The organism is Aliiroseovarius sp. D2-2, from assembly GCF_055809455.1.
The window spans coordinates 125870-141646 of the sequence record NZ_CM147913.1 but is presented as its reverse complement, the minus strand read 5'-3'; the positions used below and the strand labels follow the sequence as shown (position 1 = coordinate 141646).

General features: G+C 56.6%; 13 protein-coding genes and 1 pseudogene. 9 read left to right on the top strand and 5 right to left on the bottom strand.

What is annotated here, in order from left to right; translation table 11 throughout:
- Positions 1–32: 32 nt before the first annotated feature.
- From AC0L6A_RS00675 to AC0L6A_RS00655, 5 genes and pseudogenes are all read left to right on the top strand, one after another.
- Positions 33–2480, top strand: a complete 2448-nt coding sequence (locus tag AC0L6A_RS00675) for a GcvT family protein (RefSeq protein WP_473291543.1) — start codon at positions 33–35, stop codon at positions 2478–2480.
- On the top strand, positions 2477–3028 hold the full coding sequence (locus tag AC0L6A_RS00670; protein WP_473291542.1) for a GNAT family N-acetyltransferase: 552 nt from the start codon (positions 2477–2479) through the stop codon (positions 3026–3028). Before AC0L6A_RS00675 ends, AC0L6A_RS00670 begins: the two co-directional genes overlap by 4 nt.
- 91 nt (positions 3029–3119) lie before the next feature.
- Complete coding sequence (gene rarD, locus AC0L6A_RS00665) at positions 3120–4022, top strand: EamA family transporter RarD (protein WP_473291541.1); 903 nt, start codon at positions 3120–3122, stop codon at positions 4020–4022.
- Positions 4023–4058: 36 nt separating this feature from the next.
- On the top strand, positions 4059–4706 hold the full coding sequence (locus tag AC0L6A_RS00660; RefSeq protein WP_473291539.1) for an RluA family pseudouridine synthase: 648 nt from the start codon (positions 4059–4061) through the stop codon (positions 4704–4706).
- Between the two features lie 79 nt (positions 4707–4785).
- Positions 4786–5914, top strand: a pseudogene (locus AC0L6A_RS00655) (beta-ketoacyl-ACP synthase III).
- Between the two features lie 26 nt (positions 5915–5940).
- Here AC0L6A_RS00655 and AC0L6A_RS00650 read toward each other — a convergent pair.
- The 5 genes from AC0L6A_RS00650 to AC0L6A_RS00630 all read right to left on the bottom strand — a co-directional run bounded on the left by AC0L6A_RS00650 (position 5941) and on the right by AC0L6A_RS00630 (position 11777).
- Positions 5941–7005, bottom strand: coding sequence for a flagellar basal body P-ring protein FlgI (locus AC0L6A_RS00650; RefSeq protein WP_473293331.1), 1065 nt, complete (start codon positions 7003–7005; stop codon positions 5941–5943).
- A 35-nt stretch (positions 7006–7040) separates the two neighbouring features.
- Entirely contained in the window at positions 7041–8051 is a 1011-nt protein-coding gene (locus AC0L6A_RS00645; RefSeq protein ID WP_473291538.1) for a flagellin, read from the bottom strand.
- A gap of 10 nt (positions 8052–8061) precedes the next feature.
- The gene (gene flgK / locus AC0L6A_RS00640; RefSeq protein WP_473291537.1) at positions 8062–9519 is read right to left on the bottom strand and encodes a flagellar hook-associated protein FlgK; all 1458 of its coding nucleotides are present in this window, start codon (positions 9517–9519) and stop codon (positions 8062–8064) included.
- A gap of 24 nt (positions 9520–9543) precedes the next feature.
- The gene (locus AC0L6A_RS00635) at positions 9544–10851 is read right to left on the bottom strand and encodes a flagellar hook protein FlgE (RefSeq protein ID WP_473291536.1); all 1308 of its coding nucleotides are present in this window, start codon (positions 10849–10851) and stop codon (positions 9544–9546) included.
- Positions 10852–10967: 116 nt separating this feature from the next.
- The gene (locus AC0L6A_RS00630; protein ID WP_473291534.1) at positions 10968–11777 is read right to left on the bottom strand and encodes a flagellar motor protein MotB; all 810 of its coding nucleotides are present in this window, start codon (positions 11775–11777) and stop codon (positions 10968–10970) included.
- 191 nt (positions 11778–11968) lie between these two features.
- Here AC0L6A_RS00630 and hmgA point away from each other — a divergent pair, with 191 nt between their 5' ends.
- Genes hmgA through AC0L6A_RS00610 form a run of 4 tightly spaced genes read left to right on the top strand, consistent with a single transcriptional unit; the run spans position 11969 to position 15777 of the window.
- The gene (gene hmgA, locus AC0L6A_RS00625; RefSeq protein WP_473291533.1) at positions 11969–13321 is read left to right on the top strand and encodes a homogentisate 1,2-dioxygenase; all 1353 of its coding nucleotides are present in this window, start codon (positions 11969–11971) and stop codon (positions 13319–13321) included.
- On the top strand, positions 13318–13971 hold the full coding sequence (gene maiA / locus AC0L6A_RS00620; RefSeq protein WP_473291532.1) for a maleylacetoacetate isomerase: 654 nt from the start codon (positions 13318–13320) through the stop codon (positions 13969–13971). The genes hmgA and maiA overlap by 4 nt, the downstream gene beginning before the upstream one ends.
- Before the next feature lie 7 nt (positions 13972–13978).
- On the top strand, positions 13979–15238 hold the full coding sequence (gene fahA, locus AC0L6A_RS00615; protein ID WP_473291530.1) for a fumarylacetoacetase: 1260 nt from the start codon (positions 13979–13981) through the stop codon (positions 15236–15238).
- An 11-nt stretch (positions 15239–15249) separates the two neighbouring features.
- Entirely contained in the window at positions 15250–15777 is a 528-nt protein-coding gene (locus AC0L6A_RS00610) for a dihydrofolate reductase family protein (protein WP_473291529.1), read from the top strand.

Here is a 15777-nt window from a genome sequence, read left to right as displayed (position 1 = left end):
AGATCAAGAACCTGTTTTGATGGAGTGAAGCCATGAGCCTTCCACAACATGCCCGCGTCGTTATCATTGGTGGTGGTGTCATCGGGTGTTCAGTCGCCTATCACCTGACCAAACTTGGCTGGAAGGACGTGGTTCTTCTGGAGCGCAAGCAGCTGACATCCGGCACCACGTGGCATGCCGCGGGGCTGATCGCCCAGCTGCGCGCAACGGCGAACATGACCAAGCTCGCCAAATACTCGCAGGAACTTTACGGCGATCTGGAGGCCGAAACGGGCGTCGCCACGGGCTTCAAGCGGGTGGGATCGATCAGCGTTGCGCTGACCAATGAGCGGATGGAGGAGCTTGCCCGTCAGGCCGCCATGGCGCGCGCATTTGGCGTGGATGTGGAAGAGATCACATCGCAAGAGGCTCTGTCACGTTACGAGCACCTGAACATCGACGGCGTGGTCGGTGGTGTCTGGTTGCCCAAGGACGGGCAGGGTGATCCGGCCAACATCGCATTGGCATTGGCCAAAGGCGCACGGCAACGTGGGGCGCTGGTCAAGGAACGTACAAAGGTCACGGGCATCAAGCGCGATGGGCGCAAGGTGACGGGTGTCGATTGGGCGTCGGATGACGGCAAGGAACAGGGCCACATCGCCTGTGACATGATCGTGAACTGCGCGGGTATGTGGGGACACGAGGTTGGCCGCATGGCTGGCGTGAACGTCCCACTGCACGCGTGCGAGCACTTCTATATTGTGACTGAGGCAATCCCAAATCTGACCCAGATGCCAGTGCTGCGCGTGCCGGACGAATGCGCGTACTACAAGGAAGATGCGGGCAAGATGCTTCTGGGCGCGTTTGAACCCAATGCCAAGCCGTGGGGCATGAAGGGCATCGCCGACACGTTCGAGTTCGATCAATTGCCTGAAGATTTCGACCATTTCGAACCGATCTTAGAGGACGCATGTAACCGCATGCCCATGCTCGCCGAAGCAGGCATTCACACCTTCTTCAACGGGCCGGAAAGCTTCACACCGGACGATGCTTACCACCTTGGCCTTGCGCCAGAGATGGACAATGTTTGGGTTGCGGCGGGCTTCAACTCGATCGGAATTCAGTCGGCGGGCGGTGCCGGGATGGCGTTGGCGCAATGGATGGAAGACGGCGACAAGCCCTTCGATCTGGGCGATGTGGACATCAGCCGGATGCAGCCCTTCCAAGGCAACAAGCACTATCTGTATGAACGTTCGAAAGAGACACTCGGCCTGCTTTATGCTGACCACTTCCCCTTCCGTCAGAAAGCCACCGCGCGCGGAGTACGCCGCACGCCGTTCCATCACCACCTGAAAGAACAGGGCGCCGTCTTTGGTGAAATAGCAGGCTGGGAACGCGCCAACTGGTTCGCCAACGAAGGCCAGAAGGCCGAGTACGAATACACTTGGGGTCGCCCCAATTGGTTCGAGAATGCCGCGGCCGAGCAAAAGGCCATACGCGAAAATGTCGGCATGTACGACATGACGTCTTTCGGCAAGATTAGGGTCGAAGGACCGGACGCAGAAGCGTTCATGAACTATGTGGGCGGTGGCGATTACGCGGTGCCGAACGGCAAGATCGTCTACACTCAGTTCTTGAACAACCGCGGTGGGATCGAAGCGGATGTGACCGTCACACGTCTGTCCGAGGTTGCCTATCTGGTCGTGACCCCAGCCGCCACGCGTCTGGCAGACCAGACTTGGATGCAGCGCCATGTCGGCGACTTCCGTGTGGTGATCACCGATGTTACCGCAGGCGAAGGCGTTTTGGCGATCATGGGACCCAACGCCCGCGCGCTGATGGAAAAAGTCAGCCCGAACGACTTCACCAACGCCACCAACCCCTTCGGCACGGCGCAGGAGATCGAGATCGGCATGGGCTTAGCCCGCGCCCATCGCGTGACCTATGTGGGCGAGCTGGGATGGGAAATCTATGCTTCTGCCGACATGGCTGGCCACGTGTTCGAAACGCTGTTTGAGGCTGGTCAGGACATGGATCTGAAGCTTTGCGGTATGCACATGATGGATAGCTGCCGGATCGAGAAGGGCTTTCGCCACTTCGGTCACGACATCACCTGCGAAGACCACGTGCTGGAAGCCGGACTTGGCTTCGCCGTGAAAACCGACAAGCCGGACTTTATTGGGCGTGATGCAGTGCTGGCCAAAAAGGACAGTGGGCTGGAAAACCGGATGGTGCAGTTCAAACTAACCGATCTAGAACCGCTGCTGTATCACAACGAACCCGTCATTCGCGATGGCGAGATTGTTGGCTATCTCAGCTCTGGTTCCTATGGTCACCATCTGGGTGCGGCCATGGGTTTGGGCTATGTACCATGCAAAGGTGAAACGGCGGCTGATGTGCTGGCGTCGAGCTATGAGATCGACGTGGCAGGCACACGCGTGAAAGCGGAAGCGTCGCTGAAGCCCATGTACGACCCGAAATCGGAACGGGTGAAGGTATGACGTTCAACGACCAGCCTGAACTTTGCGGGGAAACGCTACACCTGCGCGGGTTGCGGGACGAGGACCGCGAGGCGCTTTTCCTTGCGGCCAGCGATGCCGAGACCTGGGCGGGTCACCCAGCCAAAGACCGTTGTCAGCGTGAAGTGTTCGATCCTTATTTTGACATGCTGTTGGGGGCCGGCGGCACGTTGATCGTGTTCGACAGGGCGACCGATCACGCCATCGGCTGTTCCCGTTACTATGTGGGCCCGGATGCGCCCGATGACATCTCCATCGGCTTTACCTTCCTCAACCACCGCTATTGGGGTGGCGAGGTGAATCTGCGCATGAAGCAATTGATGCTGGATCACGCATTTAACCACTTTGACAGGGTGTGGTTTCATATCGCCCCTGACAACATCCGTTCGCAAAAGGCAACGATGAAAATCGGTGCAGAGTTCACAAGTGACGAGGATCTGGATTTGTCCGGCAGTGTCTTGCCGTGGAAATGCTATCGGCTGGACCGCGCGGCTTGGTCACAGACAAAGGCCGATCGTTTGGGAGGTTAATCCATCACACAGATTGATGCATTCATTCAACGAAATCGCTCTACCCAATCCATGTGGTTGCCTGCCATAAAGGCCGGGTGAGGAGCGCGCGATGACCAACACTGCCAAATCCGAGAATATTGATACCCCACAAGGCCTTGCCTTTGCGATTACGGCTTATGTGCTATGGGGGTTCTTGCCGTTGTATCTGAAAGCGTTGACCCATATGCCCGCGACTGAAGTTTTGGCGCATCGCGTGATCTGGTCGGTGCCCGTCGCGGGCGCTGTGTTGTTTGCGCTGGGGCGTACACGGGATCTCAAGGCCGTCCTGACTTACCCACGAAATCTGATGTTGGCGTTGGTGACGGCCACTCTGATTTCGGTCAACTGGGGCATCTATATCTGGGCTATTGGTGCAGAGCAGACGGTCGAAGCTGCGTTGGGCTACTATATCAATCCGCTCTTTTCGATCGTGATGGGATCGGTTCTTCTGGGCGAACGCCTGTCGCGGGCGCAGTGGATTTCGGTCCTTCTGGCCGCTTTGGCGGTGATCGTCCTGACGGTTGATGCGGGCCGATTACCGATGGTGGCGCTGGGTCTAATGTTGACCTGGGGCTTCTATGCCTATTTCAAAAAATCGCTACCGATTGGGCCCAATCAGGGCTTCCTTCTGGAAGTGCTCATCCTGACGCCCCCGGCTTTGGGCTATGTCATCTGGCTTGGATATACAGGCGAGGGCCACCTGTTTACCGGCGCGTGGGACACGGCGCTTTTGATGGGGTGCGGAATTGTGACCGCCGTTCCTTTGATGGTCTATGCAAATGGCGCAAAACTTCTACGCCTCTCGACTATTGGCATCCTGCAATACATCGCACCGACGATGATCTTCCTTGTCGCGGTATTGATCTTCAAAGAGCCGTTTGGCGGAGCTAAGCTGATCGCCTTTCCGCTGATTTGGCTGGCGTTGATCATCTATACGACGTCCATGTATCGGCAGATGCGTCGCAAGCGGTGACTTGCGGCACTGGGCCTCAGCCGCTATCCCGCGCCTATGTCGTTTGATTACAACCCGCCCAACGATCCACTGGTGATCCTGCATCACGACCACGAGCTGTTGTTGGTCGACAAACCCTCGGGCCTGTTGTCTGTACCGGGCAAGGGTGAACATCTTGCGGATTGCCTGATTGCGCGGGTTCAAGCCGTCTTCCCCGAAGCACTGCTGGTGCACCGTCTTGATCGCGACACTTCAGGCGTAATGGTTTTTGCACTGACGCCGCATGCGCAGCGCCATCTCGGTCTTCAGTTTGAAAAGCGTCAGATGAAAAAGACCTATCTGGCCCGTGTCTATGGGCTGGTGGAAGAGCGTGAGGGTACCGTGGATCTGCCCTTGATCGTCGACTGGCCCAATCGTCCCAAACAACATGTTGATTTTGAGAACGGCAAGCCTGCAGTGACTGATTGGAAGGTCTTACGGCGCGAAGAGAACGCGACGCGAATGCGGTTGTTTCCACAGACTGGTCGCAGCCACCAGTTGCGTGTCCACATGCTGGAACTTGGCCATCCTATTCTGGGTGATCCGTTCTATGCAGAAGGCGAGGCACGCGATGCTCCGCGATTGATGCTGCATGCCGAAAGCTTGCGCTTGCGCCACCCAGATGGCGGAAAAGGGCTGACCATCAAGGCGAAATGCCCATTCTAGCGGGGATGACCTAGGGGCATCTCCCCTTGTCGTGCGCTTTGCTTCCTGCTTTTTTGGTAAAACCTGCAAGGAGCCGATCATGCATCAACCCGTCATTTCCGGAACCGGGGTGTTCACCCCAACCGAAATCATCTCGAATGCTGAACTTGTCGAGGCGTTCAACGCCTATGCCGACAAGCAGAATGCAGCACAGGCTGATGCGATTGCAGCGGGTGAAGTTGATCCAATTGGACAATCCAGTGAGGAGTTCATCGTTTCGGCGTCGGGCATTCATCAGCGTTATGTGATGGACAAATCGGGCGTGCTGAACCCAGATGTGATGCATCCATCTTTGCCGGAACGCGCGGATGACGAGATGGGTATCATGACCGAAATGGGTGTGGAAGCCTGCAAAAAGGCCCTGGCGCAGGCCGGGCGGGACGCCAGCGAAGTGGACCTGATCATCTGCGCGGCCTCAAACCACGAACGTGCCTACCCGGCGATAGCCATCGAAATTCAGCAGGCGCTGGGCGCCGGCGGGTTCGGTTTTGATATGAACGTTGCGTGCTCCTCTGCAACTTTTGGAATTCAGGCCGCTGCGGATATGATCCGGTCAGGTTCTGTGCGTCGTGCGCTTGTGGTGAACCCCGAGATCTGCTCGGCGCATTTGGAATGGCGCGACCGCGATTGCCATTTCATCTTTGGTGATGTGGCCACAGCGACGCTTTTGGAACGAAAGGAAGATGCAAAAGGGGATCATTTCGAGAATCCTCTCGACCCGCTGCCTTACTCAGTTCTCAAACAACATTCGCAACAACAACGGCTTCCTGCGCCGCACGCGCGAAAAATCGGATGATCTTCCGGATCGTCGCGACATGCAGTTTATGCAGAACGGGCGCAAGGTTTTCAAAGAAGTGCTGCCCATCGTTTCGAAACACATACTTGAACACATTGCCGACATTGATGTCGGACAGGATGATCTGAAGCGACTTTGGCTTCATCAGGCCAACAAGACCATGAATGACTTCATTGGGAAGAAGGTGCTTGGGCGCGTTCCCGAAGATGGTGAGCAGCCAAATATTTTGCAGGACTATGCAAACACATCCTCCGCAGGATCGATCATTGCGTTCTCGAAATTCTCTGATGATCTGTCCCCCGGCGATACGGGCGTCATCTGTTCCTTTGGAGCGGGTTATTCTGTCGGATCAGTAGTGGTGCGCCGCGCCTGACGCGCGCTCCTTGTTGGTTTATGCCGTCACCGCACGATGAATTCCGCATGAAGCGCGCCGGCCGCCTTGATGCTTTTCAAAATGTCGATCATGTCGCGCGGTGCTACGCCTAATGCATTCAGGCCAGCCACAAGTTCGGACAGGGATGCGCCTCCGCTGACTTCGGCAAGTCCTATGCCCGGTTCTTCTTCGATCGCAGCATTGGTACGCGGTACAACAATCGCTTCGCCGTCCGAGAACGGATTGGGCTGCACCACGATTGGTTGCTCCTGAATGCGCAGTGTCAGGTTGCCCTGAGAAACAGCCACCCTGCTGATGCGAACGTCCTCCCCCATCACAATAGTTCCAGACCTTTGATCAACCACCACCCTGGCACGGCGTTCCGGTTCGACTCCGATATTCTCGATGGTCCCCAAGGCGTGAGCCGGCGAGATGGCCCGCGTGGCTGTGATGTCAACGACAACCGTACCACTGTCCAACATGCGAGACACGACGCGGCCATACTTGCCGTTGATGGCGCGTTCGATCCGTTCTGCGGTGGTGAAGTCTGGGGTACGTAGGGCCAGCCGGATGGATTTTAGCTTGGTGAAATCAAAATCAATCTCGCGCTCAACCCGCGCGCCGCTGGGGATTACACCGCTGGTAGGAACACCTTTAATCACAGTGGCCCCTTCCCCTTCGGCGCTTGCCCCGCCCGCGATTATTGTACCTTGCCCAACGGCGTAGATTTCGCCATCTGCCGCGTTCAGAGGCGTCATGATCAGCGTGCCGCCCAAAAGACTTTTGGCGTCTCCGATCGCAGATACAGTCACGTCGATCCGCGAGCCTGTTCGCGCGAAAGGGGGAAGTGCGGCGGTAACGAATACGGCAGCCACGTTTTTGGGACGAAACTGCTCGCCGGTGATGTTTACGCCCAAACGCTCTAGGATGTTGGACATGATGTCTTCGGTAAAAGGCGCGTTCCGAATGCCGTCCCCGGTGCCGTTCAGGCCCACAACCAGCCCGTAGCCAACAAGATCATTCCCGCGCACGCCGTCGAATTCCACCAGGTCTTTAATTCGAACTGAACTGGAATGGGCAGCCGTAGTCATCGTGAACAGCACCAGCAAAAAGGTAATTAGATTTTTCATCGCATGTAGTCCGTGAAGCTGAGATTTGACAGGCGCGCGGTCGTGACATAGAGCGCCTCCATCTGGCCATAGAGCTCTTCCAACCGTGATGCCGTGTCATACGGATCCGCGGTGGTCAGATCATTATAGGAAATCTCCAAGGCGTGTTTTTCAGCGGTGTTGTGGACAACCGCATTTTCGATCCGCGCCTCAACCGCACCGACGCGCGCTTGAAGCATGGTGGTTTGATCAACAGCCTGTAAAAGAGCGTTAGACGATAGCTCAACCAGTGTTTTCTGCTGCTGCAGATCGCCCGACAATGCGCCTTCGCTTAGCACAACGGTTTTGGCCACGGCGGAAAGGAGGTTTCGGACCTCGGCATCATTGGCGCGGACTGGCAGCGTTGCGGTTTCGCCGTTGCCCAATCGGATCGGACCATAGCTTTCATCAGCCCCCAAATAGCCAAGCGTTTCAAATCCGCCACCGGGTGTGTTGAACCAGTCGTCGATTTGTGAGGCCACACCGCCAGCCGTTACTTCACCAGATATGGCGGTCATTAGTTCAGAGATGATCGTTTCGGCATCAGCAAGGGCAGGTTGATCCGTGGAAGCCCCCGCAAATAAGGATCGTCCACCAGCATCCGCATTCAGTTTTGAGATGATCGAAGAAAACTTCTGCCCGGCATCTAAAGACGTGGTGTGAATCAAGGTTATGTTGTTGGAACTTCTGGCCGCGATCAGCCCATTCGATAAGTCCTGCGCCTGAGTGTTTATCGTGGTTAACGCAACTTGTGTTGTATCCGCCATCAATCGCGCCTCGGTGGTGGCTTGTTCGTGCGCGGACATGAGTTTCAGGCTGTGTTCCAACCCAGCAAGCGCCCCAAAACCACCAGTATTGATAGAACCCAAATTGGTTTTCCGCCCTGTGGTCATTTCAGTACCTAGACGGGTTAGCTCAAGGCGCATTTGGGTGTTCTGGCGGCGCGAAAGGAAGGAGCTGGCCAAATCTCCGTAGGTCGAAATGGTCATGTTACACCTCCTATAAGCCCAAGATCAGCTGCATCATTTCATCAGCAGTTGTGATGACCTGAGCGTTGGCCGCGAATGCTTGTTCGATCATCATTAGCTTTTGCATTTCAGCATCGGTATCCACGCCATGAGACAGTTCCATCTGGCGCAAGCTGTCATTCTGCGCAGTATCGAAGCTAAGGCGGGTTTCCATCTGCTGACGGCTGCTTGCCACGACGTTCAGAAGATCGGCTGCCAAGCCCGCCGCTGACCGCGCGGTGCTAGAGAAGCCACCCGATGCTGCAGTGTTGGGTGTGTCGAACACATTGATCATGTCATTCAGCAACTGAGAGTTGCCAACGTTGCCGGGTACAGCTGCCCCCAAACCATCACGTAAGCGCCAAGTTGCCCCGCCTTGTGACGGGTCAACGGTGGGATTGACGGTCATGCGCGTTGACAGCGCAACTTCATCCAATGAATCGAATGCCAGCCCTGCGTCAGTAAACAAGCCGGGCGCGCCAGGCGCGCGTGTTGCATCCAGCGCGGGGTCCTGAAAGCGCTCAACCAGATTGCGCGCAAATGCGTCTAACTGTTCCTGTGCTGTCACGGCGAGCTCATCACGAACTTCAAAATGCGCGGCGAGCGATCCGCCCGTGATTGCGCTGCGCTTTGACGATGTATCGATAGGTTGACCATTGATGGTCAGTCCAGACAGTGCACCACCCGTTTGTGTCATCTCTGGCACAATCATATTGACGGTCGAAAACTCCAGTTCAGCTGGTTTTCCATCCAGAAGGATCGCGCCACCGCTGGAAATCAGGGCGACTTGCCCACCGTCCCGCGGAACTTGTTTGATCGGCACGATAGAGGATAGCGCGTCAATCGTCTGCTGCCGTTGGTCCATCAGGCCCGAGGGGTCTGCCCCGCGAGATAGGGCAGCTTGAATTTTGACGTTCAGGCTTTGAACATCTTTTAGCCCTTGGTTGAGCTGTTCAACCTCCTGCGCGATGGTGCTGTCAGCTGAAAGGCGCGAAGCCTGAATATGGTCAGATGTGGCTTTGATATGCGAAACAATATTTTTTGCGGCATTCAGGCTGGCGTTCAGTGCGGCTTCGCTATCTGGTCTTACGGCAGCTTCTGTCAGTGCGGCTTCGAACTGTGCCATTCGGCCTGAAAGAGAGCCGGGTTGATCCGGTGTCCCAAGTGCTTTTTCCAAACCCGCTAGAAACCCCGAGCGTGTGTTTGCGTTGCCGATAGCCGCATCTGACAGGCGACGTTCACCGATCAGAATTTCGTCGACATTACGACGGACGCCATCAATGGTCACACCAGCAGACGCCCCCCCCAGATCGCGCGATGACAGCTCAAGCGAACGGGCGCCATATCCTTCGGTCATCGCATTGGCGACGTTAGAGGACACAAGATGGGCCGCACGTGTATTGGCGTTAAGGCCAGTCAGTGCGTTGTGAAGGGCGCCAGAGATGGTCATTAGGGGCTACTTTCCATCACGATATCAGCGTTTGATATTCGTTGTTTCCTGAAGCATCTCGTCAACGGTTTGGATGACCTTGGCATTTGAACTGTAAGCCCGCTGAGTTTGGATCAGGCTTGTCAGTTCACCCGCCACGTCGGTGGTTGATCCTTCCCGTGCAAAGCCCACAACTTCACCTGTAGGGCCATCACCGGCATCCCACATGAAGAAAGACCCGCTTTCTGGTGATACTTGATAGGCTTGGTTCGAGATCGAAGTCAGGCCGTTGGGGTTTGACACATCGACCAAAGGCACCTGATAGATCGTGCGAATAAATCCAGTGTCATAAGTCGCTTTCAGAAAGCCATGCTCATCGATCTGTACAGCCGTCAGGTTACCGACCGGAGACCCGTTCTTGGTGATCGCGACGGGTGCGAAACTGTCGGACAGCTGGGTTAGACCGTTCGGGTCGCCGATGCCGCCAATTGTCAATGACAGTGGGCCACCCGCTACGGTCAAATCCAAAGTTCCATTGGCGGCGTTGTAAGCGCCGCCCGATACGACAGACACCGAGGCCAAAGTACCGCCATCGGCCCGGCTGTCGTCAAAGACGAGTGTGTATTCGCCGACAAGTGCCCCACCCGACGCGCTGTCGGTGATTTGCATCGTCCACGTATTTGACGATCCAGTCCCGGGCACTGTGGGCGTAAAGTTGAAATCCAATGTTTCAGACGTGCCGAGGTTGCCGAAATACTCCACTGACAAAGGCAGAGCTGCCCCATCTGCACCAGCTTCCGTTTCAATAGCGGGTAGATTGACGCCCAGCTTCATACCGGTTGTCGGGTCGCCAGCGGTTTGGTTTGCGTTGATCACCACGGGTTCCAGCCCTACGCCGGTGTCGCGCGGATATGTGGCAACGTTGCCGTCTGCATCCGCAGGCCAACCAAGCAGAACCAGCCCGGTTTCGGTTTTCAGAACACCTTCGGAATCAGTCCGGAACGAGCCTGTAGTTGTCATCATCATCGGCCGTTCGCCCGGATTGGCGTCTGCATAAACCTCTTGCGTGACGGGAAGCATGCCGCGCCCCGCGATTGCAATGTCCATTGGGTTCGATGTGGAGATTAGGGGGCCATGTTCATCGATTAGGCGTTGTGTCGTTGTACGAACACCGCCCGCCGAATAGGTGCCAGCCCCAGCGTTTCCGCCGATGACCAGACTCTGGAAATCTGCGGTGGCCCGTTTGTAACCGAATGTCGATGAATTCGCGATATTGTCCGAAATCGTTGCCAATTTCGTTGCATGTGCGTTCAGACCGGCCACGCCGGCACTAAGCGAGGAGGAAATCGTCATGGTGCGCCTTTCTGCTGCATCTACCTTTGCTTCGCATCAGCATGACCGACGTGTCCTTAACAGGCGACTAATTCCCTTTGATTTGCCTTCTACTTTCCTATTAGGCGTTGATATTGTTATGTTTTTGAGCGCAACAGGATCAATTCAATTCGATTGTTGCGGGCCGCCATCACGTTCGGAACCACGGGTTCGCGGTCGGCATGACCCGTTACCCGCTGCACCTTCTGAGGAGTTTTATCCAGCGATTCGAACTGTTTTCTGACCCGGTCGGCACGTCCTGACGACAGTTTCCAAGCGGTGTTCTCTGCGATGACGACGGGCTGAGTGGCCACATGTCCTTCGATTGCGACACCGTTTTTGGCTAAGGCAAAGACCTCTGCGATTGTGGCTAAGATCTCGTGCAGGACGGGGGTCGGCGTATTGGTCCCGGCATGAAAGAGCGGCGCGTGGTCCAGATCGAAAATCTCGACCAGAAGACCTTCGTCGGTCACACGCGTGACGATGTGGCGCTGCAATTGGTCGCTCGCCATGCTTTCGCCTGAGCGGCCCAAAAGGACGTCTTCCATTTCTTCAAGTTGTTCGGTTTCTTCTTGCGTGGTTTGATCGCCGTCACTTTCCGCATTTGTCGGAATACCACCCGTGCCAGTCTGTGACAGGGTTTCTTCGCTAAAGACACTATCACCTCCAAAAGATCCATTTCCACCGCCAGAAACCCGCGTGATGGGAATGGTGGGGCTGAAGTAGTCCGCGATTCCTTTTCGTTGTTTTTCCGTCGTGGCGTTCAGAAGCCACATCAAAAGAAAGAACGCCATCATTGCGGTCACAAAATCTGCGTATGCAACTTTCCACGCGCCGCCATGATGACCACCGCCACTGACTTTCTTAACTTTCTTAATAATTATCGGAGCTTGTTCATTCGAACGCATCCCACCACCTCATTTTTCACCCAAGGACATGGATATCAGCGCCAAGTTTCCATTGGCTTAACTATTCAAATTGTTGACGTTTAATTACTTCGCGTGTGAAGCATCCCTTTTTCTTGACTTCATTTCACTTGCAACGATATCATGTCAGGGCAACAGGATCGGCCTTGGCCGGCAATGAAACGGATGGAAGCATGAACAAGCACAGCCCGTCGCGCGATATGACGCGCGCGGTGTCAGCCGTTGGCACCGAGACTTATTATATGCCCGGATGGGCCAATGATTTCGAAACCGAGGCGCTGCCCGGTGCGCTGCCCCAAGGCATGAACAGCCCGCAGAAATGCGAGTATGGCCTGTATGGCGAGCAGCTGTCCGGCACCGCTTTCACCGCGAACCCGCCCGAGCGGACATGGTGTTACCGCATCCGTCCGTCGGTGAAGCATTCGGCGCGCTATACCAAGATTGACATGCCATATTGGAAGTCCGCGCCCTGCGTGGACCCTGATGTGATCTCGCTGGGGCAGTACCGTTGGGATCCTGTACCAACTGCCGAAGGTCTGAACTGGGTCAACGGCATGCGCACGATGACCACAGCTGGTGACGTGAACACTCAGGTCGGCATGGCCACCCATGTGTATCTGGTCACAGAATCGATGGTGGATGACTACTTCTTCTCGGCCGACAGCGAGCTTTTGGTCGTGCCGCAGGAAGGCAAGTTGCGTTTCTATACGGAACTCGGCGTCATTGACCTTGCCCCGCAAGAGATTGGCATCATCCCGCGTGGGCTCGTCTATCGGGTCGAGCTGCTGGATGGCCCGGCGCGTGGATTTGTTTGCGAAAACTATGGTCAGAAATTTGAGCTTCCGGGCCGCGGCCCCATTGGTGCGAACTGCATGGCCAACCCGCGTGATTTTAAAGCGCCTGTGGCGGCTTTTGAAGACCGTGAAGTGCCGTCGACCATCACCATCAAATGGTGTGGACAGTTCCACAAGACCGAGATCGGACAGTCCCCTCTGGACGTGGTCGCATGGCACGGCAACTACGCGCCTTACAAATACGACCTGACGACGTATTGCCCGGTTGGCGCGATCCTGTTTGATCACCCGGATTCCTCGATCTTTACCGTGCTCACCGCGCCGTCTGGCCAGCCCGGAACCGCGAATATCGACTTCGTTCTGTTCCGCGAGCGCTGGATGGTTGCCGAAAACACCTTCCGTCCACCGTGGTATCACAAGAACATCATGTCCGAGCTGATGGGCAACATTTACGGCCAGTATGACGCCAAGCCGCAGGGTTTTGTTCCGGGCGGTGTCAGCCTGCACAACATGATGCTGCCGCATGGTCCGGATCGCGATGCGTTCGAAGGCGCGTCGAACTCGAACCTCGGGCCAGAGAAGCTGGACAACACCATGTCGTTCATGTTCGAAACCCGCTTTCCGCAGCACCTTACGGCGTTCGCTGCGAACGAGGCGCCCTTGCAGGACGAATACATCGACTGCTGGGAAAGCTTAGAGAAGAAGTTCGACGGGAAGCCCGGTAAGAAATGATGACGCTTTATGGATATTGGCGGTCCACGGCGGCCTATCGTGTGCGCATTGCGTTGAACCTGAAGGGGATCAGCGCAGAACACGTGTCTGTTCATCTTGTAAAAGATGGCGGACAGCAGCACGCGGCAGACTACGTGGCCAAGAACCCGACCCATCTGGTGCCGTCGCTAGAGCTGGAAGACGGCACCGTCCTGACCCAGTCGCTGGCGATCATCGACTATCTGGAAGCCGTGCAGCCAGAGCCAGCTCTGCTGCCTGCCGACCCCATCAGGCGCGCCAAGGTTCTGGCCGCTGCCCATGTCATCGCGATGGATATCCATCCAGTGAACAATTTGCGTGTCGTGGGCTATCTGGGCGATACGTTCGGCGCAACCGGTGACGATAAACAAGCATGGATGTGCCACTGGATGGCAACGGGCTTTGCTGCGCTTGAACAGATGGTGCGCAAGGATACGAAATTCGCCTTTGGCGACACTCCGTCACTGGCGGATGTCTGTCTTGTGGCTCAGTATTACAATGCACGGCGCTGGGGGCTGGATCTATCCGCCTATCCGCGCCTAACCGAAATTGAACAAACCTGTCTGGCCCTGCCTGCCTTCGCCGATGCGCGACCCGAGGCACAGGCCGATGCCCAAAGCCAAACCGTTTGAGGATCACATGAGCCAACTGAAAAAGTCATGGGTGGAAAGCGCGAACTCCGCCGAGACACCCTTTCCACTGAACAATCTGCCTTACGGCGTGTTCTCGACCGCTGATACCGAGCCGCGATGCGGTGTGGCCATCGGGGATATGATCCTTGATATGCAGGCCGCCGAGGAAGCGGGTCTGATCGAGATCGCAGACGAACCCGTTTTCGACGTTCCCTTCTGGAACGAGTTGATGGAGCTGGGATCAGACGCTTGGGCCGCTCTGCGTAGCCGTTTGGGGCAGCTTCTGGCCGAAGGGTCGACGGAACAGGATGCGGTTGCACCTTTCTTGGTTTCGCAAACAGGTACAGAACTGCACATGCCGTTCCTCGTTTCCGAATACACTGACTTCTACGCCGGTCGTCAGCACGCTGCGAACATGGGCGCGATCCTGCGCGGATCACCCGATCTGCCCGCCAACTGGCTGCACATTCCTATCGGCTATAACGGTCGCGCGTCGTCCGTCGTGATCTCGGGCACCCCGATCCACCGCCCGAACGGTCAACGCAAGGCACCGGATGCCGAGATGCCCAGCTTTGGTCCGTCAGCTCGCTTGGATATCGAGCTTGAGATGGGTGCCATCGTTGGCAAGCCTTCCGAGTTCGGCCAGCCGATCACCGTAGATGAAGCAGACGATATGATCTTCGGCTATGTACTGCTGAACGACTGGTCCGCACGTGACATTCAGGGCTGGGAATACCAGCCGCTGGGTCCGTTTCAGGGCAAAGCGTTTGGCACCTCGATCAGCCCGTGGATCGTGACCTCGGCCGCGCTGGAGGAATTCCGCGCGCCAACACCAGAGCGCGAGAAGGAGCTTCTGCCTTACCTCGACGGGTCAAAAGACGGTCTTTACGACATCGAGCTTCAGGTGCTGATGCAGCCCGAAGGCGGCGCCAAAGCCAGCGTTGTTGGTGAGACGAATTACACTCGCATGTACTACTCCGCCGCTGAACAGCTGTGCCACCATGCCATTGGCGGCTGCGCGATGAATGTGGGCGACCTTCTGGGGTCCGGCACAATCTCGGGTCCGACCAAGACCGAATACGGTTCACTGATGGAGATGAGCTGGGCGGGTCGCGAGCCCTTCACGCTCGACACCGGCGAAACCCGGACGTTCATCGAGGATGGTGACACGCTAACCCTGCGCGGTGCAGCCAAAGGCGATGGCTTCCAGATCGGGTTCGGCGATTGCGTCGGTCAGATCCTGCCCGCCGTTAGCTGGCCCAAGTAAGGCACCCGCCCATGACCGAATACGTTGGATATATCGCCATGAGCCTTGATGGCTACATCGCCACCCCAGACGGTGGCGTGGCATGGCTTGATCCGTTCAACGAAGCGGTCGCGGCCGACGGGGGCGACGGCGGATATGGCGCGTTCATCTCAGAGGTGGATGCGCTGATCTCCGGACGCGAGACGCATGAACAGGTGCTTGGCTGGGGTTGGCCCTACGAGGACCGCGCCAGCTATGTTTTGACCCGCCAGACGGGCTATGCTGCCGATCACGTCACCGCCGCGGGTGACATCCAAACCCTGAAAGCTGCCATTGAAAAGGCAGGGCACAAGAAAGTCTGGGTCATGGGGGGCGGCGCAACTCAGCGCGCAGCACTTGACGCAGGCATGTTTGACACGCTGCGCGTCTTTGTGATGCCGACCATCCTTGGCGGTGGCCGGAAGCTGTTCACGGACGGGCAACAACACAACCTCACGCATGTCTCCAGCCAGACCCATGGCGGCGGCATGCTTCAAATCGATTATCTCATCAAGGACTGA